The sequence below is a fragment of the Neobacillus camarae genome (genome assembly GCF_054950115.1).
The window spans coordinates 1248356-1273468 of sequence record NZ_JBUCKX010000002.1; the positions used below are offsets into that span (position 1 = coordinate 1248356).

Annotated in this window: 24 protein-coding genes and 1 tRNA gene; 24 read left to right on the forward strand and 1 reads right to left on the reverse strand. The window is 43.6% G+C overall.

The features are described from left to right. The 13 genes from hisD to ACY8D0_RS13585 all read left to right on the forward strand — a co-directional run bounded on the left by hisD (position 1) and on the right by ACY8D0_RS13585 (position 12503). Complete coding sequence (hisD, locus tag ACY8D0_RS13525; RefSeq protein ID WP_462411021.1) at positions 1 to 1284, forward strand: histidinol dehydrogenase; 1284 nt, start codon at positions 1 to 3, stop codon at positions 1282 to 1284. 96 nt (positions 1285 to 1380) lie between these two features. After that, on the forward strand, positions 1381 to 1968 hold the full coding sequence (gene hisB / locus ACY8D0_RS13530) for an imidazoleglycerol-phosphate dehydratase HisB (RefSeq protein WP_462411022.1): 588 nt from the start codon (positions 1381 to 1383) through the stop codon (positions 1966 to 1968). Positions 1969 to 2001: 33 nt separating this feature from the next. Continuing rightward, positions 2002 to 2628 carry an imidazole glycerol phosphate synthase subunit HisH gene (gene hisH / locus ACY8D0_RS13535; protein ID WP_462411023.1) on the forward strand — a complete coding sequence of 209 codons (627 nt, stop codon included), beginning with the start codon at positions 2002 to 2004 and terminating at the stop codon, positions 2626 to 2628. Continuing rightward, complete coding sequence (gene hisA / locus ACY8D0_RS13540) at positions 2625 to 3350, forward strand: 1-(5-phosphoribosyl)-5-[(5-phosphoribosylamino)methylideneamino]imidazole-4-carboxamide isomerase (protein ID WP_462411024.1); 726 nt, start codon at positions 2625 to 2627, stop codon at positions 3348 to 3350. The genes hisH and hisA overlap by 4 nt, the downstream gene beginning before the upstream one ends. After that, a complete protein-coding gene (gene hisF / locus ACY8D0_RS13545) occupies positions 3351 to 4112 on the forward strand; it encodes an imidazole glycerol phosphate synthase subunit HisF (RefSeq protein WP_462411025.1) in 762 nt (253 codons plus the stop codon). It begins immediately after the preceding gene. After that, positions 4109 to 4741, forward strand: a complete 633-nt coding sequence (gene hisIE, locus ACY8D0_RS13550) for a bifunctional phosphoribosyl-AMP cyclohydrolase/phosphoribosyl-ATP diphosphatase HisIE (RefSeq protein WP_462411026.1) — start codon at positions 4109 to 4111, stop codon at positions 4739 to 4741. Before hisF ends, hisIE begins: the two co-directional genes overlap by 4 nt. 573 nt (positions 4742 to 5314) lie before the next feature. After that, positions 5315 to 6808, forward strand: a complete 1494-nt coding sequence (locus ACY8D0_RS13555) for a tetratricopeptide repeat protein (RefSeq protein ID WP_462411027.1) — start codon at positions 5315 to 5317, stop codon at positions 6806 to 6808. Positions 6809 to 6948: 140 nt separating this feature from the next. Continuing rightward, on the forward strand, positions 6949 to 7899 hold the full coding sequence (gene trxB / locus ACY8D0_RS13560; protein WP_462411028.1) for a thioredoxin-disulfide reductase: 951 nt from the start codon (positions 6949 to 6951) through the stop codon (positions 7897 to 7899). A 441-nt stretch (positions 7900 to 8340) separates the two neighbouring features. Further along, the gene (locus ACY8D0_RS13565; protein WP_462411029.1) at positions 8341 to 8799 is read left to right on the forward strand and encodes an 8-oxo-dGTP diphosphatase; all 459 of its coding nucleotides are present in this window, start codon (positions 8341 to 8343) and stop codon (positions 8797 to 8799) included. 45 nt (positions 8800 to 8844) lie between these two features. Continuing rightward, a complete protein-coding gene (gene rapZ / locus ACY8D0_RS13570; protein WP_462411030.1) occupies positions 8845 to 9738 on the forward strand; it encodes an RNase adapter RapZ in 894 nt (297 codons plus the stop codon). After that, positions 9735 to 10718 (forward strand): gluconeogenesis factor YvcK family protein, encoded by a 984-nt coding sequence (locus ACY8D0_RS13575; RefSeq protein ID WP_462411031.1) that lies wholly within the window; start codon positions 9735 to 9737, stop codon positions 10716 to 10718. Before rapZ ends, ACY8D0_RS13575 begins: the two co-directional genes overlap by 4 nt. A 514-nt stretch (positions 10719 to 11232) precedes the next feature. Then, positions 11233 to 12183, forward strand: coding sequence for a DNA-binding protein WhiA (gene whiA, locus ACY8D0_RS13580; RefSeq protein ID WP_462411032.1), 951 nt, complete (start codon positions 11233 to 11235; stop codon positions 12181 to 12183). A gap of 62 nt (positions 12184 to 12245) precedes the next feature. Next, complete coding sequence (locus tag ACY8D0_RS13585; protein WP_462411033.1) at positions 12246 to 12503, forward strand: HPr family phosphocarrier protein; 258 nt, start codon at positions 12246 to 12248, stop codon at positions 12501 to 12503. A 212-nt stretch (positions 12504 to 12715) separates the two neighbouring features. Here ACY8D0_RS13585 and clpP read toward each other — a convergent pair whose 3' ends face one another. Then, positions 12716 to 13318 carry an ATP-dependent Clp endopeptidase proteolytic subunit ClpP gene (clpP, locus tag ACY8D0_RS13590; protein WP_462411034.1) on the reverse strand — a complete coding sequence of 201 codons (603 nt, stop codon included), beginning with the start codon at positions 13316 to 13318 and terminating at the stop codon, positions 12716 to 12718. A gap of 206 nt (positions 13319 to 13524) precedes the next feature. Between clpP and ACY8D0_RS13595 the strand changes: the two genes are divergently transcribed. The 11 genes from ACY8D0_RS13595 (at position 13525) to secG (ending at position 24998) form a co-directional block, all read left to right on the forward strand. Beyond that, positions 13525 to 13596: transfer RNA gene (locus ACY8D0_RS13595), tRNA-Arg, on the forward strand. A 235-nt stretch (positions 13597 to 13831) separates the two neighbouring features. After that, positions 13832 to 15604 (forward strand): hypothetical protein, encoded by a 1773-nt coding sequence (locus ACY8D0_RS13600; RefSeq protein ID WP_462411035.1) that lies wholly within the window; start codon positions 13832 to 13834, stop codon positions 15602 to 15604. A 175-nt stretch (positions 15605 to 15779) separates the two neighbouring features. Further along, complete coding sequence (gene rpoN, locus ACY8D0_RS13605; protein WP_462411036.1) at positions 15780 to 17102, forward strand: RNA polymerase factor sigma-54; 1323 nt, start codon at positions 15780 to 15782, stop codon at positions 17100 to 17102. A gap of 23 nt (positions 17103 to 17125) precedes the next feature. After that, complete coding sequence (locus tag ACY8D0_RS13610; protein ID WP_462411037.1) at positions 17126 to 17371, forward strand: glutaredoxin family protein; 246 nt, start codon at positions 17126 to 17128, stop codon at positions 17369 to 17371. Between the two features lie 141 nt (positions 17372 to 17512). Then, positions 17513 to 18535 (forward strand): sugar-binding transcriptional regulator, encoded by a 1023-nt coding sequence (locus tag ACY8D0_RS13615; protein WP_462411038.1) that lies wholly within the window; start codon positions 17513 to 17515, stop codon positions 18533 to 18535. 79 nt (positions 18536 to 18614) lie between these two features. After that, complete coding sequence (gene gap / locus ACY8D0_RS13620) at positions 18615 to 19622, forward strand: type I glyceraldehyde-3-phosphate dehydrogenase (protein ID WP_462411039.1); 1008 nt, start codon at positions 18615 to 18617, stop codon at positions 19620 to 19622. Positions 19623 to 19743: 121 nt separating this feature from the next. Continuing rightward, entirely contained in the window at positions 19744 to 20928 is a 1185-nt protein-coding gene (locus ACY8D0_RS13625; protein ID WP_462411040.1) for a phosphoglycerate kinase, read from the forward strand. Between the two features lie 25 nt (positions 20929 to 20953). Beyond that, the gene (tpiA, locus tag ACY8D0_RS13630) at positions 20954 to 21715 is read left to right on the forward strand and encodes a triose-phosphate isomerase (protein WP_462411041.1); all 762 of its coding nucleotides are present in this window, start codon (positions 20954 to 20956) and stop codon (positions 21713 to 21715) included. Continuing rightward, positions 21708 to 23243, forward strand: a complete 1536-nt coding sequence (gene gpmI / locus ACY8D0_RS13635) for a 2,3-bisphosphoglycerate-independent phosphoglycerate mutase (RefSeq protein ID WP_462411042.1) — start codon at positions 21708 to 21710, stop codon at positions 23241 to 23243. Before tpiA ends, gpmI begins: the two co-directional genes overlap by 8 nt. Positions 23244 to 23275: 32 nt before the next feature. Continuing rightward, entirely contained in the window at positions 23276 to 24574 is a 1299-nt protein-coding gene (gene eno, locus ACY8D0_RS13640; protein WP_462411043.1) for a phosphopyruvate hydratase, read from the forward strand. Positions 24575 to 24764: 190 nt separating this feature from the next. Then, complete coding sequence (gene secG / locus ACY8D0_RS13645; RefSeq protein WP_462411044.1) at positions 24765 to 24998, forward strand: preprotein translocase subunit SecG; 234 nt, start codon at positions 24765 to 24767, stop codon at positions 24996 to 24998. Positions 24999 to 25113: the final 115 nt, after the last annotated feature.

Genomic DNA, 25113 nt, shown 5'->3' on the forward strand with positions numbered 1-25113 from the left:
ATGAGAATCGAAAAAGTAACAGACTTGGTATCGTTAAAACGGTCCATCGAAGCGGGAACCTCCGAACAGCAAGCTGTTGTCAAAGCGATTATTGCCGATGTGCGGGCCCGTGGCGATGAAGCGTTAAGAGAATATACTGAAAAATTTGACCGAATCCAACTGGCTGATTTTTCAGTTACGGAAGCGGAAATCGAGGAAGCCTATCATTTGGTCGAAGCCGAATTAATTGCCACAATTCGCGAAGCAGCGGAAAATATCCGAAACTATCATGAAAAGCAGCTTCGGCCATCATGGATGACGACCGAAGAAAACGGGACCATTCTTGGTCAAAAGATCACCCCGCTTGATTCGGTTGGCGTGTATGTGCCTGGAGGGACGGCGGCCTATCCGTCATCTGTTCTAATGAACGTTGTTCCTGCCAAAGTGGCCGGAGTAGAACGGATTGTTATGGTGTCACCGCCGAGCGAAAACGGCAAACTGCCGCCAGGTGTGCTGGTAGCGGCAAAAGAAGCAGGCGTGAAAGAAATTTATAAAGTGGGCGGCGCCCAGGCGATTGCGGCACTCGCTTACGGTACAGAAACAATCAACCCTGTCGATAAAATTACCGGACCAGGCAATATTTTTGTGGCATTGGCAAAGCGGGAAGTCTATGGCGATGTGGACATCGATATGATTGCCGGACCAAGTGAAATTGCCATTCTGGCAGATGATACTGCCCGCGCCGACGAAGTGGCAGCGGACCTGTTGTCACAGGCGGAACATGACCCAAGAGCCTGCAGCGTGCTGGTGACCCCGTCTGAACGGCTTGCGGAACAGGTGGCAGCGGAGGTTGAAAAGCAGCTCTCCACATTACCACGCAGGGAAATTGCTGCCAAAGCGATTGCCGATTATGGCGCTATTTACATAACAGCAGATATCGGCGAAGCGGTCGCTGCCGTGAACCAATTGGCACCCGAGCATCTGGAGGTGCAGTGCGAGAATGCAATCGGACTGCTTGGAAAAATCCGTCACGCTGGTGCAATTTTTATCGGACGCTATAGTTCGGAACCAGTCGGTGATTATTTTGCCGGACCGAACCATGTCCTGCCGACAAATGGCACCGCCCGGTTCTCCAGTCCGCTGAATGTCGATGATTTTCAAAAAAAATCGAGCGTGATTATCTACAGTGAAACAGCTTTAAAACAAAATGCTTCCAAAATTGCCCTATTTGCCCGCAATGAAGGCCTGGAAGCACACGCAAGGGCAGTAGAAATTAGGGTTCAAAACGACAAAAAGAATGATTAGTAGAAAAAACCTGCAAACTAACCTTTCATTTGGGAATTTGGCAATTTTATTTGCGAATCGCAAATTGGCTTAAAAAATAAACAGGGGGCGGACCTCATGACAAGAACGGCAAGCATCGAAAGAAAAACAAACGAAACCAACATCCAACTAAAATTTGATATTGATGGCGAGGGGCAGACCAATCTGGAAACAGGCGTCCCGTTCATGACCCATATGCTTGACTTGTTTACCAAGCATGGCCAATTTAATTTAACGGTGGATGCAAAAGGCGACACGGATGTCGATGACCATCATACGACAGAAGATATCGGGATCTGTTTAGGCCAGGCGCTTCGTGAAGCACTCGGTGACAAACGCGGAATTAAACGCTATGGGAACGCCTTTGTACCGATGGACGAGGCGCTCGCCCAAGTGGTGGTGGACCTCAGCAACCGGCCGCATTTTGAAATGCGCGGTGAATTCCCTCAGGCGAAAGTGGGGACCTTTGATACAGAACTCGTTTATGAATTTCTATGGAAGCTCACCCTTGAGGCCCGGATGAATCTACATGTCATCGTTCATTATGGAAAAAATACACACCATATGATTGAGGCCGTTTTTAAAGCTTTGGGCCGTGCCCTTGATGAGGCAACCATGATTGATCCGCGCGTCAAAGGCGTTCCGTCCACTAAAGGAATGCTATAAACAAAACGAACAAACCAGGGGGTGGCAGGCACCATGATTGGGATCGTCGACTATGGAATGGGAAATCTGTTTAGTGTCAGCAAGGCATTGGAACGTTTGGGTGCCGATTATTTTATCTCAGCTGAGGAAGAAAAACTGCTCAGCGCAGATGCGTTAATTCTTCCTGGAGTGGGGGCATTCCGCGATGCGATGGAGCGGCTGCCGGCAGACACGGTTAAAAAATTCGCGGCTACTGGCAAGCCGCTGCTGGGAATTTGCCTCGGCATGCAGCTGTTGTTTGAAACGAGCGATGAAAATGGCCTGACAGAAGGCCTTGGCCTGTTACCGGGGCATGTCCGACGGTTTCCAGGGAAAACGAAAGATGGCGAAACCTACAAGGTGCCGCATATGGGCTGGAACCGCCTTGATTTCGTGAAGTCATCACCGCTATTGGAAAATTTGGAAGAGGATTTTGTCTATTTCGTCCATTCCTATTTTGTCAATGCCGAAAACTCCGGCGTGCTGCTGGCAAAAGCTGATTATCACGAACAGGTTTCGGCGGTTGTCGGACGGGACAATATTTACGGGATGCAATTCCATCCTGAAAAAAGCAGCAGGCTCGGAATGGCGCTGCTGGCGAATTTTTTTAAACTGGCTGAAGAAAGGAAAGCGGTTCGATGAGTATAACAATCTACCCGGCAATTGATATGCGTGGCGGAAAATGCGTACGCCTTCTCCAAGGGGATTATGATCAGGAAACAGTCTACGGCGATTCGCCTTTTGATATGGCCCGAAAGTTTGCGGCGGACGGTGCCCAGTGGATTCACATGGTGGACCTTGACGGGGCGAAGGACGGCAAACGAGTAAACGACCGGTTTGTCATCCAAGCCGCCCGGGAGCTCGGTAGTGTAAAGATTCAAATCGGCGGGGGGATCCGTTCAGAGGAGGATATCCGCCATTATCTAGAGAATGGCGTCGACCGTGTCATCATCGGAAGTATTGCCGTGTCACAGCCAGAGTTCGCCATCGAGATGATAGAAAAATTCAGAAACAAAATAGCGGTTGGCATCGATGCCAAAAATGGCTATGTCGCCACCCATGGGTGGTTGGACACCTCCAAGGTCAAAGCGGTTGAACTGGGTAAACGATTTGCCGATGCGGGTGCCGAGACATTTATTTTTACAGATATTGCTACAGACGGAATGCTTTCCGGTCCTAATATTGCCGCGGTAAAGGAAATGGCAGAGGTAACCGGAAAATATGTGATTGCATCAGGAGGAGTAAGCAGTTTAGCGGACTTGAAGGCCTTGGCTGATGAGAACATCCCAGGGGCGATTGTAGGGAAGGCCCTCTATGAAAACCGGTTTAGCTTAAAGCAGGCACTGGAAGAGGTGGAGGTCTAAATGACACTGACAAAACGTATTATTCCCTGTCTTGATGTCAAAGACGGCCGCGTCGTAAAAGGTATCCAATTTGTTCAGCTCCGCGATGCAGGCGACCCGGTGGAACTTGCGCGGGTTTATGATGAACAAGGGGCAGACGAACTGGTTTTTTTGGATATTTCTGCTTCTGTGGAAGGCCGGAAAACCATGGTCGAGGTCGTTAAAGCCGTGGCTTCCCAGCTGGCCATCCCTTTTACGGTTGGCGGCGGCATCAATTCCCTTGAGGATATGAAAAAAATTCTCCGGGCCGGTGCCGATAAGGTGTCACTGAACACCGCCGCGGTTAACAACCCTGGATTAATCAGGGAGGGGTCCAGTTTTTTCGGGTCGCAATGTATCGTCCTCGCGATTGATGCAAAATTTGATTCCGAAATTGGCACTTGGCGGGTGTATACCCATGGCGGCAGGACACCAACAGATAAAAAAGTGATAGAATGGGCTAAGGAAGGTATGGAGCTAGGCGCTGGGGAAATTCTCCTGACCAGCATGGACAGTGACGGAGAGAAAACCGGGTTTGATTTAGAACTGACAAAGGCTGTCAGTGAAGCCGTTTCAATTCCGGTAATCGCCTCCGGGGGCGCAGGAAACGCGGAACATTTCGCGGATGCTTTTATCCAAGGAAAAGCGGATGCCGCCTTAGCCGCCTCGATTTTCCATTATAAAGAAACCTCAGTAGAGGAAGTCAAAAGCTATTTACGCAAAAAGGAAGTGACCGTCCGATGAATACGGACAACATTAAATTTGATGAAAAGGGATTAGTCCCTGCGATTATTCAAGATGCAGAAACACTGGAAGTATTGACCCTCGCTTATATGAATAAAGAATCCTTGCAAAAGACGCTTGAAACAGGGGAAACTTGGCTCTACAGCCGCTCCCGCCAGGAGTTATGGCATAAGGGAGCAACCAGTGGCAATACGCAGCAGGTGGTCAGCATCAGTTTCGATTGCGACCAGGATGCGCTGTTGGTTAAGGTAAACCCAAAAGGCCCTGCTTGCCATACCGGCGCAGTCAGCTGTTTTGACCAAGGAGTGACCGAACGGAAACCAAGTTTGGGTGATTATCAAATCCTGCAAACTCTCGAACAGATCATCATCGACCGTGAACGCCAGCGTCCGGAAGGTGCTTATACCACCTATTTGTTTGAAAAAGGCGTCGATAAGATCTTGAAAAAAGTCGGCGAGGAATCTGCAGAAGTAATCATTGCGGCCAAGAACCGCAGCCATGAGGAGCTAAGATGGGAAGCGGCAGATCTGCTCTATCACCTTCAAGTATTGCTGGTGGAGCAAGGCCTTCCATTTAAAACCATTTTAAAAACTTTGGAAGAACGCCACAACACAAAAGACCGGTCCTAATGGGCTGGTCTTTTGTGCAGGGAAAAGAAAGTATACTATATTCGGAGCTTGAGAATGGGCTAGCTCCAGCGCCAAAACATATTCGAAGAAGCTGATGTTCAGCTCGTAGCAAAGTCCACGAAGCATTTCAAAGTAGCAGTTCATGATGTTTAATTTAACAGGTAGTATCTTCGCTCGTCGTGTTTCCATTATCCTGTTCAACGGGCAGTGGATTCTCAACTGCCCGTAAGAACCCGATTGGTTCAACTAACAATCAGCGAGAAAAGCGCCCGCTGATTGAAGTTTCACCTTATCTCAGTTGGAGACCTCCACAAGAAAGGGCTTCGGCAGCATAGGCAGCGCACGAACAAAAAGCGTTAGCTTTTTGGAGGAGGCCTGCCGTGCGCTGACCACTAAGGAAAGCTTCTTAGAGAATATGCTTCGCAGGAACAAGCGTTTTTTGCTTGTTCCGAGGGCGCTTGTGCTTTTCCTATTTGTGCTAATTTTTCCATACAAGCCAACTCTAATCCCTTCTCGTACGGGCACTTCTTGTGATATACTACATAAGTTATTAATGGTTTAGTGGAGGACTTCATGGGTAAAAACGCAAAAGCAGGAATTCATAACGGGAAAATACTTTCATTTGTGCCTACAGGTGAATACTATTTTAAAAAGGGAATAAAAGCATACCATCGGCGTGATTTCCAAAAGGCAAAGAAATACCTTGGCCGGGCATTGCAGCTTGAGCCGGGTGAGCCAATGATTGCCTGCCAGCTGGCGATTGTCTTAACTGAACTGGGCGAATTCGAACATTCCAACCGTCTCTTGCATCTCATCCTTGAAGATCTTGATTCTGAATTGGTAGAATGCCACTACTTCTTAGCAAACAACTATGCCCACTTGGGATATTTTAAAGATGCTTATCACCATGCTCAGCTATACTTGCAAATGGATCCGGATGGCGATTTTGCAGACGATGCTGAGGAGTTACTGGAGCTGCTCATGTTGGAATCGGATGATCTTGAAGAGGAATTCTACGAGCAGGATGACCTTATTACCATGCAGGAACAGGCCCGCGAACTGCTCGAATCAGGCTATTTTAGCAAAGCCGTCGAGCTGCTGAAGGATGTTGTAAAGGAATATCCGGAATACTGGTCGGCTTACAATAACCTTGCGCTTGCCTACTTTTACTTAGGCAAGCCGGGAAAAGCAGAACAAATACTAAATCAGGTGTTGGAACTTAATCCGGGCAATCTCCACGCATTGTGCAACAAAATCGTGTTTGCGCACTATCAGGGGAAGAAGAAGTATGTCACTGAGATGCTTGAGCCTTTGAGGAAAGTCCAGCCTCTCATCAGTGAACACCAATATAAGCTTGGAACCACTTTCGCCCTTGTTGGCGAATATGATTTAGCTTATTTCTGGTTAAAAAAATTATATAAAAATAACTTCCCAGCAGATGCCCCTTATTATTATTGGCTTACTTACGCAGCCTATTACACAGGACATGAAAATTTTGCTAAAAATATTTGGAAACTGCTGCTGGAACTGAATCCGGAAAAAGAAGGACAGGAACCGTGGAATAAAACAGGGGCATCCCCTGACGGTTTTGAGGATTTGGCGGGTTCGATTTTTCAAAAAATGGAAAGTGACTATGTCGAGGAGCGATTGTTTGCCTTGTTCTTGACAACCGTTTCAAACCATAAAGAGGAAATCATCACATCGAAGCGGCTGTTCCAAAATCAAAAATTCACTCCATTGGAAAAGGAGTATATCTCCTTGATTCGATCCGGAAAACAATCAGTAACAGCCGATGCACAAGCAGTCGCGGAGCTGTTTTATGAAAACTATCAGCCCGTTGGCGCAGTGGAATCGGGATTGTATTTAATGTGGTTTTCTGTTTTTGTCGAAGGGTTTAAGGCAAACATCAGCTTAACCAATAAACAGGCATGGGCAGGTGCTGTGGAATATGTATGGCACCGGCTTCGCAGCGAAAAAATATCGCAGCAAGAGCTAGCCAGCCGCTATGGAATATCTGTGTCCACTATTGGTAAATATGTAAAAAAGGTCAATGAACTATTAGACTAATATCGGAAATGTATTTACTGCACTGACTAGGTGTTTTCGCTTTTCTTGTGAGCAGATTTTTGGACTATAATTCGTTTGTTTAATACGATTAAGTAGGAAATACTATACTTAATCGTTTTTTTATATAAGGAGTGAAAACGATGTCTGAAGAGAAAATTTACGACGTCATTATTGCCGGGGCCGGCCCTGCAGGCATGACCGCAGCTGTATATACATCACGAGCAAATCTTTCAACCCTCATGATTGAACGGGGTATGCCCGGAGGCCAAATGGCCAATACCGAAGATGTAGAAAACTATCCTGGCTTTGAAAGCATCTTAGGCCCTGAATTATCCACAAAAATGTTCGAGCATGCGAAAAAGTTTGGTGCGGAATATGCATATGGCGATATTAAAGAAATCATCGACCATGGCGATTATAAGATTGTGAATGCAGGATCCAAACAATATAAGGCACATGCAGTGATCATCACCACGGGTGCCGAATATAAGAAGTTGGGGGTTCCAGGTGAAAAAGAACTTGGCGGCCGAGGGGTATCTTATTGTGCCGTTTGTGACGGCGCCTTCTTCAAACAGAAGCGGCTTTTCGTTATTGGCGGAGGCGACTCTGCGGTAGAAGAGGGAGTTTATTTGACACGTTTTGCGTCGCAGGTAACTATTGTCCACCGCCGCGATCAGCTTCGCGCCCAAAAAATCTTGCAAGATCGGGCGTTTGCCAATGAAAAAGTCGACTTTCTTTGGAACCATACTGTTAAGTCCATTAACGAAAAAGACGGGAAAGTGGGCAGCGTGACCCTCGTTTCAACGAAGGATGGCAGCGAGCAAACGTTGCTGGCTGATGGTGTATTTGTGTATGTCGGCATGGTTCCGCTCTCGAAGCCATTTAAAAACTTGGGTATAACCAATGAGAATGGTTATATTGAAACCAATGACCGCATGGAAACGAAAGTACCTGGCATATTTGCCGCCGGGGATATCCGGGAAAAGACCCTTCGCCAGATCGTAACGGCAACAGGCGACGGCAGTATTGCCGCCCAAAGCGCACAGCACTTTGTGGAAGAGCTCAAAGAGGAAATGAAACTTAAACAATAAAGTCCTATCTTTTGTCCCGCATTGGGGCGCAGGTGTCTATTGAAACTCAAAAAAGGGTAAATTACAAAAAAGTAATTTTTTCTTCACCCAAATGTAACAGTCGTGAAACATAGATGGTATATGATTATAGATATTGACCCCCTTTAAAAATATAGACCTTTTCGGCACAGGACCAGCAGCCTGTGCTTTCTTTTTGTCCATTTGCTTTTATGACGTGACGGGGGAAATACATAATCAGATTTTGGGCAATCATAGGAAAAGTTTCCTTCTCCGGATAACATGAGAAATCATATAATAAACTGAAAACTCAAATTGGTATTCATTGTAGCTATATCCTAAAAATAGTATAATGAAATGAATATATACCTGTTATATCAGGATATCACAAGCTGGCTTTAGCGCCTAAACAAGGCGTTTACGTTTCTAAAGAAGGTGTAAAACATGCAGCGGGTCACCAATTGTGTACTAATTAAAGAGGGTAAGATATTGTTGCTCCAGAAACCGCGACGCGGATGGTGGTCCGCGCCAGGCGGAAAGATGGAACCTGGGGAATCGGTCCGTGATTCCTGCATCAGGGAATTTCGGGAAGAAACCGGTGTCTATTTAAAGAATCCACAGTTAAAAGGAATTTTTACGATGATTATAAAGGAAGGCGAGGAGCTGCTTTCGGAGTGGATGATGTTTACGTTCATGGCAACGGAATCCGATGGGGTCGACTTGGATGAATCAGAGGAAGGAAAGCTTGAATGGCATCCAATCGACCAAATTAAGGGCCTGCCGATGGCTGCTGGTGACTACCATATCATCGACTACATGATTCATGGAAAAGGAATCATTTACGGTACCTTTACCTACACAAAGGATTTTGACCTGATCGGTTATCGATTAGACCCAAGTTAATAGATGTAATAGCTATCTCAGCTAAAATTTTAGGGGGAATAAAAAATGAGCACCGGTTCGACAAGTGATATTCAAATGGTCATCATAACCGGAATGTCTGGAGCTGGAAAAACGGTTGCCATACAAAGCTTTGAGGATTTAGGATTCTTTTGTGTGGATAATTTGCCTCCCACATTGTTGCCGAAATTCCTTGAACTCATGAAGGAATCGGGGAATAAAATGAATAAAGTAGCCCTTGTAATGGACCTAAGGGGCAGGGAGTTTTTTGATCACCTTTTTAAAGCATTGGATGATCTGGCGGAAACATCCTGGGTCACACCGCAAATCTTATTTTTGGATGCGGATGACGCTACACTAGTGCGAAGATATAAAGAAACTAGACGTTCCCATCCGTTGGCCAAAACGGGTTCACCCCTTGAAGGCATTACGATGGAAAGGGAACTGTTAGAAGAACTAAAAGGTCGCGCGCAAATTATTTACAACACTTCCCAGATGAAACCGCGGGAATTACGTGAGAAAATATTATCTGAATTCACGCTGAACAGTCATTTAATTTTTACTGTCAATGTCATGTCATTTGGCTTTAAACATGGAATTCCGATTGACGCTGACCTTGTGTTTGATGTGCGTTTTTTACCTAACCCGCATTATATTGAGCATATGCGGCCAAAAACAGGATTGGATGAGGAAGTTTCAAGCTATGTCTTGAAATGGAATGAAACCCATAAGTTTTTGGAAAAAGTAACCGATCTGCTTAGTTTTATGATGCCGCACTATAAACGGGAAGGAAAGTCACAATTGGTGATTGCGATCGGATGCACCGGCGGCCAGCACCGCTCTGTTGCATTAGCCGAATACATTGGACAATATTTCCAAAAGGATTATAAGACAGTGGTATCCCACCGTGACATTGAGAGGAGAAAGGAAAAGTCAACATGAGAGATTATGGTCAGCCAAGAATTGTCGTCATTGGCGGGGGAACAGGGCTTCCTGTCCTGCTTCGTGGCTTGAAGCAATACCCTGTAGACATCACGGCTATTGTAACGGTAGCTGACGATGGCGGCAGTTCCGGCAGAATTCGTGAGGACCTGCATATTCCTCCTCCAGGTGACGTCCGCAATGTGCTGGCGGCACTATCCGATGTTGAGCCACTCGTAGAGGAGATGTTTCAACACCGGTTTGATACGTCCAATGAACTGTCCGGGCACTCGCTAGGGAATTTAATTTTAGCCGCTATGACCTCAATTACGGGTGACTTTGTTCATGCCATCCAGGAAATGAGCAAGGTATTAAATGTTCGGGGGAAAGTTTTGCCTGCCGCTAATCAGAATGTTGTTTTGCATGCGGAAATGGAGGACGGCACGGTGATCTCGGGAGAGTCGAAAATACCTTATTCGGGGAAAAAAATAAAACAGGTGTTCTTGACTCCCAAAAATATACGTCCCCTGCCGGAAACAATCCAAGCGATTCGTCAGGCAGATATGATTGTAATCGGTCCAGGAAGTCTATATACGAGTATTATGCCTAATCTGCTAGTTCCAAGATTAGGAGATGAAGTTTGCCGCTCACATGCCAAAAAAGTCTATATATGCAATCTAATGACCCAGGCCGGCGAGACACTCGGGTATTCAGCCAGCGATCATGTTAAAGCATTATATGACCATATGAGGCGTTCGTTTATCCATACAATATTAGTGAACAATAAAGAAATTCCTGCGGATGTCCAACTGCGTTATAATGAAGAACTGGCATATCCCGTTCATTATGATTTGCCACGGCTGTCCGAACTTGGCATTGAAGTGGTCCATGCAGATATTGCTGACTTGGAAGATGGCGCATTACGTCATGATCCCAAAAAGGTGGCAGAAATTTTATATAATTTACTAATCGTTGAAACCAAAAGGCGGTATAAAGCGTAAATATAAGAAAAGCGCAAGCACCTTCGGAACAAGCACAAAACGTTTGTTCCTGCGAAGCCTATTCTAAGAACCTTTTCTTAGTGGTCAGCGCTCGACAGGCCTTCTCCAAAAAACTATCGCTTTTTGTTCGTGTGATGTTTATGTTGCCGAAGCCTTCCTTGTGGAGCAATCCAACTGAGATAAGATGAAACTTCAATCAGTGAGCATTTCTCTCGCTGATTGTTAGTTGAACCAATAGGGTTCTTACGGGCAGTTGAGATTCTACTGCCCGTTGAACGGGATAAGGGAAACACGAAGAGCCCGAGGTGTATTCGTGCTTGATTTTTCGTAGGCATAGAGCGAAGGCGTCTCGTCGCTCAGGTGCTGGAGCTGGACAACTCTCAAAGTCTTAAACTTTTAATGCACCTATTAAAAGGCGGTCAGTTAGGCTGTTACTGTATCTATCAATTTCTAAGTTCTGGCAGCAGATAGGTTTTCTGTTTTAGTGAGTAATTCAGTATAAGGGGGTAAGGGGATGTCTTTCGCTTCAGAAACAAAAAAGGAATTGACCAACTTGGAAGTGAAGGCCTGCTGCATTCGGGCAGAATTATCGGCGTTAATCCGAATGAACGGTTCCCTTTCCTTTTCCAATCGTAAAGTCATCGTAGATATTCAAACGGAAAATGCTGCGATTGCCAGGAGAATTTATATCTTAATTAAAAAGAGTTACCAAGTACAAGTGGAACTACTGGTTCGTAAGAAAATGCGCTTGAAAAAGAATAATGTGTATATTGTCCGATTGACCGAACGGGCGAAGGAAATTTTGGAAGACACACAAATCATCGGTGAAAATTTTACGTTCATTCACCATATATCCGAAGACCTTGTGAAGAAAAAATGTTGTAAGCGTTCTTATTTACGAGGCGCTTTTTTGGCCGGCGGCTCCGTCAATAACCCGGAAACATCGTCCTATCATTTAGAGATTGCTTCGATGTATAAGGAACATAATGATTCATTATGTGAGTTGATGAACAAATTCGGTCTGAACAGCAAAACACTGGAAAGAAAAAAAGGCTATATTACGTACCTGAAAGAAGCCGAAAAAATCACCGAGTTCCTAAATATTATCGGCGCCCACAATGCCCTGCTTCGCTTTGAGGATGTGCGGATCGTCAGGGACATGCGCAATTCTGTTAACCGCTTGGTCAATTGTGAAACGGCCAATCTTAATAAAACCATTGGCGCCTCTCTAAGACAGGTGGAAAATATCCGGTTTATCCAAGAAACGGTCGGTCTGCAAATTTTACCTGAAAAATTAAGGGAAATCGCCGAGTTGCGCTTGAATTATACGGATGTGACACTAAAAGAACTAGGGGAAATGGTGTCAGGGGGAACCATCAGCAAATCCGGGATTAATCACCGCTTGCGAAAAATTGATGAAATAGCGGAAAAATTGCGTGCTGGTGAAACACCAGCCATCAAATAATCGCAAGAATTTATTTTTATAGATAATAGATAGATAACATCTAAATGAGGAGGAAGTTCAAAATGGTGGTAAAAGAAGCAACAGTAAAACTAAAAACAGGTCTACAAGCGCGTCCTGCCGCATTGTTTGTTCAGGAAGCAAACCGTTTTTCGTCTGACATTTTTTTAGAAAAGGACGGTAAAAAGGTTAATGCCAAAAGTATAATGGGGTTAATGAGCCTTGCAGTGGGTTCTGGAGTTGTCATCAATATTATCGCAGAAGGCTCGGATGAAGAGGAAGCCCTCCAATCCTTAACGGATTTTATTGAAAAGGAACAATAATTCTTTTCGCTAGCCGATAGGAAAGTATAAAACTTTCCTATCAGGCATGAGTGCACTAAGGAAAGCTTCGAAGCATCAGCACCGCAGTCGAAAAGCTGTGCACTTCGACGAACTGCGCTTCTGTCTTCGTCCTAAAAACGGGCTGGCTAATCGGCAAGTTTTCTTCATATAGAAAAAGCAATCAGCCAGTTGGCTGATTGCTTTTTACTGCCTTACTTATTTTTTTGATCCAAGGTGTTACGTGTAATGATATGATCAATTAAGCCATATTCTTTTGCACGTTCCGCAGTCATGAAGTTATCACGGTCGGTGTCTTTTTGAAGTACTTCAAGTGGCTGGCCTGTACGTTCTGCAAGAATGCCATTAAGTTTTTCACGAAGGAATAGGATGCGTTTGGCCGCAATTTCGATTTCAGTTGCTTGACCTTGTGCTCCCCCTAGAGGCTGGTGAATCATAACCTCCGCATTTGGAAGGGCGTAACGCTTGCCTTTTTCTCCAGCTGCTAGTAAGAAGGCACCCATTGAGGCAGCCATTCCAAGGCAAACAGTGGATACATTTGGTTTAATATATTGCATAGTATCGTAAATAGCCATTCCAGCAGTGATGCTGCCGCCAGGGCTGTTGATATAAAGCGTGATATCCTTTTCAGGGTTTTCAGCTTCCAAGAATAATAATTGTGCCACAATGCTGTTGGCAACATTATCATCAATAGCGCTGCCCAGCAAAATAATCCGATCTTTTAATAGGCGGGAATAAATGTCATACGCTCTTTCGCCGCGATTCGTTTGTTCAATGACTGTAGGAATCAAATTCATTCTTCTTCCTCCTTTGATTAGAAAAGGTAAAATCTTCTGTATTGTTATCATACACTGATGGTCAATAAAGGTCAAACATTTCGACTCTTATTTTGTTCGACAACTTTCCCTCATTCAGCATAACCAAACTGTTTCAATTTAAAACGTAAAATACCCCTTGCAAATCCCAACCGTTTGTCATATAATAATTAAGTCGCTGATGATAAGCCCTCGTAGTGCAATGGATAGCACGCAAGATTCCGGTTCTTGAAATTCGGGTTCGAGTCCTGACGAGGGCGTCATAAAAGCCTCATGTTCATTGATAACATGGGGTTTTTATTTTGCTCTTTTTTCAACTGTCATCATTTCCTCTTATTAAACCACATAATAGTTTAACATCATTCCTTTTACCATTTTGTTCTTTGGAAAGACCGAAATGTTCTTCAAAAAGCTTCACGTAACTCCTATAAACAGGTAAAATATGGATTAAGGGATATTAATAGTCATAGTATCAATACCTAATGGGGGAAATCTATGAAAATGAAAAATTCTATTACTGAACTGAAGCTGTCAGATAAGAAAAATCGCAGAAACTTTTTATCAGGACTTTTTTTGGGAAGTCTTTCATTCCTCACCTATTTTCTTTTCAAAAAGGAAGTAATCAGTGCTGAATCTGTAAAATCCGTTAATGGATTAATACCTGACGAAAGCGGGAATGTGCTTATAAATGGTTTAGAGGTAAGTAGTTTTGACTACCTCTCTTTAGATCGTTCCCTAGAGGGCGGAACAAATGATAAAGACAATTATAATCAATTGCTTGCCTTGGTAACGAACGCAAAAGAGACCAAAAAAGGTTTATATATTCCAAATGGGGAATACTACATTTCAAAGAGTCTGACTATTGACGGCATTCAAAATATTAAAATTGATGGAGACATAGTATTGGCCAAAGGCAAAGTGCTGGAGATGGCCTATGACAGCCGCTCGACAGACAGTCTCAATTGGCAGGTTAGCAAGGTAACAGGGAAACTTAGACTAAGTGGCATAAAAAATGGATGGATTCAGGTTTATGAAGCAGATGAACTAGAATTATTTGCCGATGGGGACGACCCTGCACGTGACAGTATTGCTTACTCCCAATTTGTGCTGGGTACAATTAATAAGCTAACCGTTCTTTCAGAGGGAAGAGAGACTGGCTGGATTAACGAAAATAACTTTTTGGGCGGAAGACTAAACAGCATTATCATTGACGGCAATTATGGGCACAACAATAATACATTTATCCGTCCATTCTTAGAAAGTGCCGAAATTACGATTAATAATGGTGAAAGCAACAAATTTGTCGGTGTTCGCCTTGAAGATGAAAATAAGATTTTCTTCAGCAGCAAAACGCATTCGAATATGATTATTCAGCAATGGGCTGGAATTCCGCGGTCCGGCTACGAAAGTATTGGGGCCACCGTAACAGATAAAGGGACAAATAATGTTTATATCCATGATTTATTGAGCGTTAAAGAAAGACTGAATTTGTTTACGGTCAATAATAAAACAAAAGTATTCAATGGGTCCTCAGAAAATGGAGCAAAGTTTCATGCAGGGCTGGATTTTTTGAAGGTTGAAGACTGGAAGGATGTTTATGAAACAGATCTTATACCTGTCATTAATGGCAGTATGTTTCGGTTGCACTCGGATCAAGCAAATTGGCGGCCGGTTATATCCGTCTTTGATGAACAAAGAAATCCAATCCAAGGGGCTGAAAAAGAATACGTTAGTATGGCAGGGTTTGATTGGCATAAAGAAGGATACTATGGGACCAATTCAAATGTGGCAGAGGCAATGGGCGTTGTTGCACAGCCCAAGGTCAAATACATTCAAATTAAAATAGCTTCTGGAAAACCGGCTGCTCCATTCCGTTTTATTTCGCTGTATATGATGATGGATAAGATCAAAGAAGCAGATTTGGCCGCACAAGTGGATACTAGCCCACGCCCGATTGCATTATCATCTGCCCCTGCTTCGGGATTTGCCAAAACAGGGCAACTTGTGAGTAAGAAAAAAGGAGGGATATGGACCTGTACCAAAAGTTTAGAAAGAAGAGTATCAGAAACGGCTTTAGCGGGGGCAGTGTCCATCTCGGTTAATGATGCAAAATCAATTGCTAATGGAGATGTAGTGGGAATTCTTTTAGATAATGGAGAAACCCATTGGACAACCGTTTCTAAATTGTCAGGCAGCTCGTTTTCCATTGAACCTTTGCCATCGAAGGCAAGTGCTGGACAGCGAATGGTGTTTAATGATTGGGTTTAACTTTGTACCGGACCCCAGTCCTGACATTCGGGCTGGGGTAAACCCGGGGAATGTTCTGACGGTGCTTTAACGTTTTATGGTCCTGAAATTCACTATACACCGCTCACATTTATACGAATGTCTTATTCACGAATTTCTTCCTTTCATGTAAAATAAACCAAAAGGGGGGATTTGGATGCAATTTAACGCAGGTTTATGGCAGCAACAAACTTTAAAGCCGGCCATGACACAAGAGCTGTCACAAGCAATTGCCCTGCTGCAATATTCGGTTGAGGAGCTAACGGCATTTTTGGAGAACAAGGAGCTCGAAAACCCGCTATTGCATCTGGAAAACGTTACGGTCCAGCCGATAAATCCCTTGATTGACCGCCAGCGCCGGAAACACCAAAAGATGGAGCGAAACTGGGTGGAACAAATAGCCGACCAGTCCATTTCACTTGAAGAACAGCTTATTTCCCAATTGGAGATAAAATCCATATCACTTGCACAACTAAAGGTAATCCGCTGCCTAATCCAACATTTAGATGAAAACGGTTACTTTTTGGGCGATTTAAATCAGATTGCGGGGGAACTGTCTGTCACTATGAATCTGGCAGAATCAGGCCTGGCGTGCATACAAACGCTTGACCCTGCTGGTATCGGCGCAAGAAGCCTTCAGGAGTGTCTGCTCCTGCAAATGAAAAGACGGAATCCCGATCATAAACTGGCGTTAACGATCATTTCAGAATACTTGGTTCCTTTGGCCGAGCGAAAATGGAAAACTATCGCCAAAGAGCTTCAAATCACCTTAAAAGACATACAAGAGGTATTTGACCAAATCCAGCTGCTCAACCCGAAGCCAGGGGCAGCTTTTAAAAATGAAAGATCTGCCTACATTATTCCTGATGTGATTGTGGAACAAATTGATGGTGGCTTGATTGTTAGATTAGTGGATGATTCCATTCCGAAAATCAGTTTTAATGAGTCCTATTATCAACAATTTCATAACAAGGACTCGCAAGTGAACCGTTTTTTACAGGAGAAACTTCAGGATTACCAATGGATTGTCAAAAGTATGGAGCAACGGAAGGAAACCCTGGTGAAAGTAGTCAAGAAAATCGTAGAAAAACAGCCTGGCTTTTTTCAGAAAGGGCCATCTTTTTTGACACCGATGACGATGAAAGAGGTGGCTGCTGAACTTCAAATCCATGAATCGACTGTGAGCAGGGCCATCAGGGAAAAATATGTCCAGACCCCTGCAGGGACCTTTGCATTAAAGACGTTTTTTACAAGCACCATCCAATCTATGGACAATGAAGAGAATATCTCTTCTACTCAAGCCAAAAATTTGATCCGTCAAATCATTGATAAGGAGAATAAAGAAAAGCCACTTTCCGATCAGGACATTATGGAAAAATTAATGGCTGTCGAAGGGCTGGTTATCTCAAGGCGCACCGTAGCTAAATATAGGGAGCAATTGGGAATCCCCTCTTCCTCAAAAAGAAAAAGGTTTAATTAAGTTACAAGAAAGGAACCAAAATAATGCCAACCACGATCACACTATATACCAGAAAAAGCTGCCCCCTTTGCGACAAAGCTAAACAAGCCCTAATGGAGCTTCGGGGTGAGTTCTTTTTTGAGTTTGAAGAAATTGATATTTATGATGACGATGAATTAACTGAACGCTTTGGCTTAATGATTCCTGTAGTATTTATAGATGGAAAACAGGCAGCCTATGGGCAAGTTAACAAATTTGACATAAGAGAGCGTTTGCAAAAAAATATATAGAACATATAGGTTGAATTTGGTTATCACTACTGCTAAAATGAAAAACGTAGTCAGGGTGATTTTTTTTAAAGCCCGTGGGACATAATATGTCTATGGTGGACATTTTCTGACCAACAGCATATTATAAAGGAGAAGGTTATCATGCAATCATTCATCGACATTGCAAAAAGATTATTACCCGATTTCCTTCAAGTCCTGCAAAAAAGATACTCGATACTACGATACATAGGCTTTATGCAGCCGGTCGGCCGAAGAAGTTTAGCTTCCAGCCTTGACATGACTGAACGGATTCTCCGCACTGAAGTAGAATTCCTCAAAGAGCATAACCTTATTTACACAAATAATGTAGGAATGAGTTTAACTCTTGAAGGGAAGAATTTACTGGAGGATCTTGAAGAGTTAATGCGAGAGCTAAAAGGGTTCGATGTTCTTGAAATGGAACTTAAGCATCGGCTTAGCATAAAAAAAGTCATTATTGTACCGGGTGACAGTGATGAATCGCCTATGGTGAAAAGTGAGCTTGGCAAGGCCTGCGCAGTATGCATGAAAAAGCTATTAACAGGTAAAAATATCATCGCTGTGACGGGTGGATCAACCATGGCTGCGGTAGCCAACAAATTATCTCCTGAACCAAATAATAAGGAGATTGTGTTTGTGCCGGCACGCGGCGGGGTAGGAGAGGACGTTCAAAATCAGGCTAACACGATTTGTTCAAAGATGGCGGAAAACGCGCATGCTAAACATCGTGTCTTTTATGTTCCTGATCAAGTTAGTCCTAAAATTTACGATTCCTTAATCCATGAACCGGGCATCCATGAAGTTTTAAATCTGATCCAGTCTGCCAACATAGTTGTGCATGGAATTGGGAATGCTATGACAATGGCCGAACGAAGGAAATCCAGCCCTGAGATTTTAGAAACATTAAAAACCGGTAATGCGGTTGGGGAAGCATTCGGCTACTACTTTAATGAACAAGGAGATATTGTTCATAAGGTCTTGACAATCGGATTGCAACTGGAAAACCTATCGAAAATTCCCAATGTCCTCGCTGTTGCCGGCGGGGCCTCAAAAGCAAAGGCTATTAAGGCCTATATGAAACAAGCACCGGAAGCGACCATCTTAATTACCGATGAAGGTGCCGCCAAAAGACTGTTAAAAGGTTAACAGTATTCACCCGAAAAACGTTTGAAAAAGGGTTACCCTTTTTATAAAAAATATCCACGTATACAAGGAGGAAATAATCATGACAGTAAAAGTTGGTATTAATGGTTTTGGACGTATTGGACGTAACGTATTTCGTGCAGCGTTAAATAACAGCAACATCGAAATTGTGGCAATCAATGACTTAACAGATGCTAAAATGCTTGCGCATCTTTTAAAATATGATACAGTTCACGGAACTCTTTCCGAGGATGTAACTGTTGACGGCGAATATTTAGTTGTTGGCGGCAAAAAAGTAAAGGTTATCGCTGAGCGCGATCCTGCACAACTTGGCTGGGGCAACCTTGGCGTAGATGTAGTAGTTGAGTCTACTGGCCGTTTCACAAAGCGTGAAGATGCTGCAAAACACCTTGAAGCAGGCGCTAAAAAAGTTATCATTTCTGCTCCAGCAACTAACGAAGACATCACAATCGTTATGGGTGTTAACGAAGACAAATACGATGCAAATAACCATCATGTATTATCTAACGCTTCTTGTACTACAAACTGCTTGGCTCCATTTGCAAAAGTATTAAACGATACTTTTGGTATCAAGCGCGGTATGATGACAACTGTTCACTCGTACACTAATGACCAACAAATCCTTGATTTGCCACATAAGGACTACCGTCGTGCACGTGCAGCAGCTGAAAACATGATTCCAACTTCAACTGGTGCTGCTAAAGCCGTAGCTTTAGTATTACCTGAATTAAAAGGCAAATTGAATGGTATGGCTATGCGTGTTCCAACTCCAAACGTTTCTATCGTTGACCTAGTTGCAGAATTAGAAAAAGACGTTACTGTTGAAGAAGTAAACTCTGCATTAAAAGCAGCAGCTGAAGGTCCACTAAAAGGAATCCTTGCTTTCAGTGATCTTCCATTAGTATCTAGTGATTACAACGGTGCTACTGTTTCTTCAACTGTTGATGGATTATCTACAATGGTTCTTGAAGGCAACATGGTAAAAGTATTGTCTTGGTATGATAACGAAGTTGGTTACTCCAACCGTGTAGTTGACCTAGTTGATTACATCGCTGCAAAAGGACTTTAATCCATTATTGGATTGAAATTCCGATTTCGTAACGACTACTATTAATACGGTGTTTCCAAACGGGGAGTGGGGAGAATTCCCCCACTCCTTTTCTCATGAAAAGTAATAGGAGGACCAGTCGATGAACAAAAAATCAGTAAAAGATATCGATGTAAAAGGTAAACGCGTTTTTTGCCGAGTGGATTTTAACGTACCCATGCAGGATGGAAAAATCACGGATGATACAAGAATTCGCGCCGCGCTCCCAACCATTCAGTATTTAACAGAACAAGGGGCAAAAGTTCTTCTCGCCAGCCACCTTGGACGCCCAAAAGGAAAAGTTGTCGAAGAAATGCGGTTGACACCAGTTGCTGCAAGGCTTTCTGAACTGCTTGGAAAAGAAGTCAAAAAAGCCGATGAAGCTTATGGCGATTCCGTTAAAGGATTAATTGACACATTAAACGAAGGGGATGTTTTACTATTAGAAAACGTCCGCTTCTATCCTGGTGAAGAAAAGAACGATCCTGAGCTTGCCAAGTCATTTGCTGAACTCGCAGATGTTTATGTGAACGATGCATTTGGTGCTGCACACCGTGCCCATGCTTCAACAGAAGGGATTGCGCATCACCTTCCAGCAGTATCTGGCCTGTTAATGGAAAAGGAACTAGATGTTTTAGGAAAAGCTCTATCCAATCCAGAACGCCCATTTACAGCCATTATCGGTGGAGCAAAAGTAAAAGACAAAATTGGTGTCATCGAAAATCTTTTAGAATTAGTAGATAATTTGATTATCGGCGGTGGACTTGCCTATACCTTTGTTAAGGCACAAGGACATGAGGTCGGCAAATCTTTGCTAGAAGCAGACAAAATTGATTTGGCCAATTCCTTTATAGCTAAGGCAAAGGAAAAAGGTGTCAACTTCTATATGCCAGTTGATGTTGTGGTAGCAGATGATTTTTCAGCAGATGCCAACACAAAAGTTGTCAGCATCGAAGAAATACCTGCAGAATGGGAAGCACTTGATATTGGTCCCAAAACCCGTGATATTTACCGAGATGTCATTCAAAATTCCAAACTTGTCATCTGGAACGGACCAATGGGCGTATTTGAAATCGATACGTTTGCAGAAGGTACCAAAGCGGTTGGCCAAGCACTTGCAGATGCTGAAGGCACATACTCAGTCATTGGCGGCGGTGATTCAGCTGCAGCTGTTGAAAAGTTTGGATTAGCAGATAAAATGAGCCACATTTCTACAGGCGGCGGAGCTTCCTTAGAATTTATGGAAGGCAAAGCGTTACCGGGTGTTGTGGCATTAAACGATAAGTAAGTTAATCAAGAAAGGATGTTCCAGTATGCGTAAACCAATCATTGCAGGTAACTGGAAGATGAACAAAACACTTCCTGAAGCAAAAAGTTTTGCTGAGGAAGTAAAAGGTCTTATACCTGCTTCAGACAAGATGGACTCGGTTATTTGTGCGCCGGCATTATTTTTACAAAGCTTGTTAGAAGTAACCGAAGGCAGCGAAGTAAAAATAGGTGCACAAAACATGCACTTTGAAGAAAGCGGTGCGTTCACAGGCGAAATCAGCCCGAAAGCACTTGCAGACCTGGGTGTTCACTATGTGATTATCGGCCATTCTGAGCGCCGGGAAATGTTTAATGAAACCGACGAATCAGTAAACAAAAAGGTTCAATCAGCCTTTAAATATAATTTGACCCCAATCGTTTGCTGCGGTGAAACACTTGAACAGCGTGAGAACGGTGAAACCAATCAATTAGTCGGCGATCAAGTAGCCAAAGCGCTGCAAGGTTTGACAGAAGAGCAAGTAAAACAAACTGTTATCGCTTATGAGCCTATCTGGGCGATTGGAACAGGAAAATCTTCAACATCTGCAGATGCAAATGAGGTTTGTGCCCACATCCGTCAGGTAGTTGGCAAAGAGTTTTCTGAAGACGTGGCAAATGCCGTTCGCATTCAGTACGGCGGCAGCGTGAAGCCGGAAAATATTAAAGAATACATGGCGCAGCCTGATATCGACGGTGCTTTAGTCGGCGGTGCCAGCCTTGAGCCGCAATCATTTTTAAAATTGCTGGAGGCGGGCCAATATGAGTAAAGCTCCAGTAGCCCTTATCATTCTTGATGGTTTTGGATGCAGGGATGAAGTAAAAGGGAACGCGGTTGCCCAGGCCAAAAAACCAAACTTTGACCGTTTATGGGAGAACTTCCCACACACTCACCTAACTGCCAGCGGTGAAGCTGTGGGTCTTCCGGAAGGACAAATGGGTAACTCTGAGGTTGGCCACTTAAATATCGGCGCAGGACGAATTGTTTACCAAAGCTTAACCCGTGTAAACATTTCGATTCGAGAAGGCGAGTTTGTTCAGAATGAAACCTTCCTTGGCGCAATGGATCATGTAAAGAAAAATGGAACTGCCCTGCATTTGTTTGGCTTGTTATCTGATGGCGGTGTACATAGCCATATTAACCATATGTTTGCCCTGCTTAAGCTTGCGAAAGCAGAGGGCGTTGAAAAAGTTTATATTCATGCGTTCTTAGATGGACGTGATGTCGGTCCGAAAACAGCACCGACATACATTCAGGAGACATTGGACAAAATGAAGGAGTATGGGATCGGCGAATTCGCAACCATTTCTGGACGTTATTATTCGATGGATCGTGACAAGCGTTGGGAACGTGTTGAAAAATCATACCGCGCCATGGTATACGGCGAGGGACCAACCTATACCGATCCATTGCAATTGGTCGAGGACTCTTACTCTCATGGAATCTTTGATGAATTCGTCATTCCTTCGGTAATTACTAAAGAAGACGGCCAGCCGGTTGCAACCATCCAAGATAACGATGCAGTCATCTTTTATAACTTCCGTCCGGACCGGGCGATTCAGATTTCAAATACATTTACGAACAAGGACTTCCGTTCATTTGACCGAGGGCCAAAGCATCCTAATGATCTATATTTTGTCTGCTTAACCCACTTCAGCGAATCAGTTGACGGGTATGTTGCGTTTAAACCAACTAACTTGGATAATACTTTGGGTGAAGTGCTGGCCCAAAATAATTTGAAGCAATTACGGATCGCAGAAACGGAAAAGTATCCGCACGTTACCTTCTTCATGAGCGGCGGTCGTGAAGCGAAATTCCCTGGTGAGGAACGGATTTTAATCAACTCACCAAAGGTTGCTACCTATGACCTTAAACCGGAAATGAGTGTTTATGAAGTAACGGAAGCTTTGACAAAAGAAATCAGTGCTGATAGGTTTGACGCGATTCTCCTGAACTTCGCTAACCCAGATATGGTTGGGCATTCAGGTAAGCTTGAACCAACGATCAAAGCAATTGAGGCTGTAGACGAATGCTTAGGAAAAGTGGTTGATTTAATTCTTGAAAAAGGCGGAGCAGCGATCATTACGGCTGACCATGGTAACGCTGATGAAGTGGTTACACTTGAAGGCGACCCAATGACTGCCCACACCACGAACCCTGTACCGGTCATCGTGACGAAGCAAGGCGTTGAATTACGTGACGGCGGTATTTTAGGTGACTTGGCACCAACCATGTTGGAGCTGTTAAATGTTCAGCAACCTGCTGAAATGACTGGAAAATCAATAATTAAAAAATAAATTTATTTTAAATAATAAGGAGAGATTTTACAATGCCATATATTGTTGACGTTTATGCTCGTGAAGTATTAGATTCCCGCGGTAACCCTACTGTTGAAGTAGAAGTGTTCACTGAATCAGGCGCTTTCGGACGCGCATTAGTACCAAGTGGTGCTTCTACTGGTGAATACGAAGCAGTAGAACTTCGTGACGGTGACAAAAGCCGTTACCTTGGAAAAGGTGTACAAAAAGCAGTAGATAACGTAAATGAAATCATTGCACCAAAATTGATTGGTGAAGGCTTCAGCGTTTTAGACCAAGTTTCTATCGATAAAGCGATGATCGAGCTTGATGGAACAGAGAATAAAGGTAAATTAGGTGCTAACGCCATTCTTGGTGTATCCTTAGCAGTTGCCCATGCAGCAGCAAACTACCTTGATGTTCCTTTATATCAATACCTTGGCGGCTTCAATGCAAAACAGCTTCCAGTGCCAATGATGAACATCGTAAACGGTGGAGAGCATGCGGATAATAACGTAGATATTCAAGAATTCATGATTATGCCAGTTGGAGCTCCTAACTTCAAAGAAGCACTTCGTATGGGCGCTGAAATTTTCCATACGTTGAAATCGGTTCTTAAAGCAAAAGGTCTTAACACTGCTGTTGGCGATGAAGGCGGATTTGCACCAAACTTAGGTTCAAACGAAGAAGCTCTTCAAACAATTGTGGAAGCTATTGAAAAAGCAGGCTACAAGCCAGGAGAAGAAGTAAGACTAGCAATGGATGCTGCTTCTTCTGAGTTCTATAACAAAGAAGATGGAAAATACCATCTTGCAGGTGAAGGCGTTGTGAAAACTTCTGCAGAAATGGTTGACTGGTACGAGGAACTTTGCAATAAATACCCAATCATCTCTATCGAAGATGGTCTAGATGAAAACGACTGGGAAGGCCACAAGCTGCTAACTGAGCGCCTTGGCAAAAAAGTTCAATTAGTGGGTGACGATTTATTCGTTACTAATACGAAGAAGCTTGCTGAAGGTATTGAAAAAGGAATTGGCAACTCTATCCTAATCAAAGTTAACCAAATTGGTACGCTTACAGAAACTTTTGATGCCATTGAAATGGCGAAACGTGCTGGCTACACTGCAGTTGTTTCTCACCGTTCTGGTGAAACTGAAGATGCTACAATCGCTGATATCGCGGTTGCTACAAACGCTGGTCAAATTAAAACAGGTGCTCCATCACGTACTGACCGTGTAGCAAAATACAACCAATTGCTTCGTATCGAAGACCAATTAGGCGAAACTGCACAATTCAACGGTATCAAGTCTTTCTACAACCTAAGCAAGTAATCTTTTTATTAAAGGCATCCATGTTTTCATGGGTGCCTTTTTATCGTTTAATGGAGGGTTCTGTCCTCTAATGTCCGGGTAGACGGCTAGTTTGCCAAAAGCTGTCACAATGCATCTATTGTTAAAACCACGATAATATGGTAAATTTAAAATATTGTGAGCATGTACGTTTCTACAGGAGGTGCACTTTATGCATACATTTTTAGTCATTTTATTAATTATCGTCTGTATTGCCCTTATTGCGGTTGTTTTGCTTCAATCAGGTAAAAGCGCCGGGTTATCAGGTGCCATTTCCGGTGGTGCGGAATCCCTTTTCGGAAAGCAAAAAGCGCGTGGGATCGATTTGATTTTGCACAGGATTACAGTAGTACTATCAGTACTATTCTTCCTACTGGCTCTTGGCGTAACCTATTTCCAAATCTAAATACCAAAAAAACCTGGCCGAATACAAGCCAGGTTTTTTTATTCTAATGATCATAGACTGTCTTGGCGACAAAATTGTCGGCCCAGAAGCAAAAACTGTCGTCAAGAAGGGGCCT

Excerpts from the sequence above, each read along its gene's own strand:
- hisD (WP_462411021.1), top strand. The coding sequence starts at position 1 with ATGAGAATCGAAAAAGTAACAGACTTGGTATCGTTAAAACGGTCCATC.
- hisB (WP_462411022.1), top strand. The coding sequence starts at position 1,381 with ATGACAAGAACGGCAAGCATCGAAAGAAAAACAAACGAAACCAACATC.
- hisH (WP_462411023.1), top strand. The coding sequence starts at position 2,002 with ATGATTGGGATCGTCGACTATGGAATGGGAAATCTGTTTAGTGTCAGC.
- hisA (WP_462411024.1), top strand. The coding sequence starts at position 2,625 with ATGAGTATAACAATCTACCCGGCAATTGATATGCGTGGCGGAAAATGC.
- hisF (WP_462411025.1), top strand. The coding sequence starts at position 3,351 with ATGACACTGACAAAACGTATTATTCCCTGTCTTGATGTCAAAGACGGC.
- hisIE (WP_462411026.1), top strand. The coding sequence starts at position 4,109 with ATGAATACGGACAACATTAAATTTGATGAAAAGGGATTAGTCCCTGCG.
- ACY8D0_RS13555 (WP_462411027.1), top strand. The coding sequence starts at position 5,315 with ATGGGTAAAAACGCAAAAGCAGGAATTCATAACGGGAAAATACTTTCA.
- trxB (WP_462411028.1), top strand. The coding sequence starts at position 6,949 with ATGTCTGAAGAGAAAATTTACGACGTCATTATTGCCGGGGCCGGCCCT.
- ACY8D0_RS13565 (WP_462411029.1), top strand. The coding sequence starts at position 8,341 with ATGCAGCGGGTCACCAATTGTGTACTAATTAAAGAGGGTAAGATATTG.
- rapZ (WP_462411030.1), top strand. The coding sequence starts at position 8,845 with ATGAGCACCGGTTCGACAAGTGATATTCAAATGGTCATCATAACCGGA.
- ACY8D0_RS13575 (WP_462411031.1), top strand. The coding sequence starts at position 9,735 with ATGAGAGATTATGGTCAGCCAAGAATTGTCGTCATTGGCGGGGGAACA.
- whiA (WP_462411032.1), top strand. The coding sequence starts at position 11,233 with ATGTCTTTCGCTTCAGAAACAAAAAAGGAATTGACCAACTTGGAAGTG.
- ACY8D0_RS13585 (WP_462411033.1), top strand. The coding sequence starts at position 12,246 with ATGGTGGTAAAAGAAGCAACAGTAAAACTAAAAACAGGTCTACAAGCG.
- clpP (WP_462411034.1), bottom strand. The coding sequence starts at position 13,318 with ATGAATTTGATTCCTACAGTCATTGAACAAACGAATCGCGGCGAAAGA.
- ACY8D0_RS13600 (WP_462411035.1), top strand. The coding sequence starts at position 13,832 with ATGAAAATGAAAAATTCTATTACTGAACTGAAGCTGTCAGATAAGAAA.
- rpoN (WP_462411036.1), top strand. The coding sequence starts at position 15,780 with ATGCAATTTAACGCAGGTTTATGGCAGCAACAAACTTTAAAGCCGGCC.
- ACY8D0_RS13610 (WP_462411037.1), top strand. The coding sequence starts at position 17,126 with ATGCCAACCACGATCACACTATATACCAGAAAAAGCTGCCCCCTTTGC.
- ACY8D0_RS13615 (WP_462411038.1), top strand. The coding sequence starts at position 17,513 with ATGCAATCATTCATCGACATTGCAAAAAGATTATTACCCGATTTCCTT.
- gap (WP_462411039.1), top strand. The coding sequence starts at position 18,615 with ATGACAGTAAAAGTTGGTATTAATGGTTTTGGACGTATTGGACGTAAC.
- ACY8D0_RS13625 (WP_462411040.1), top strand. The coding sequence starts at position 19,744 with ATGAACAAAAAATCAGTAAAAGATATCGATGTAAAAGGTAAACGCGTT.
- tpiA (WP_462411041.1), top strand. The coding sequence starts at position 20,954 with ATGCGTAAACCAATCATTGCAGGTAACTGGAAGATGAACAAAACACTT.
- gpmI (WP_462411042.1), top strand. The coding sequence starts at position 21,708 with ATGAGTAAAGCTCCAGTAGCCCTTATCATTCTTGATGGTTTTGGATGC.
- eno (WP_462411043.1), top strand. The coding sequence starts at position 23,276 with ATGCCATATATTGTTGACGTTTATGCTCGTGAAGTATTAGATTCCCGC.
- secG (WP_462411044.1), top strand. The coding sequence starts at position 24,765 with ATGCATACATTTTTAGTCATTTTATTAATTATCGTCTGTATTGCCCTT.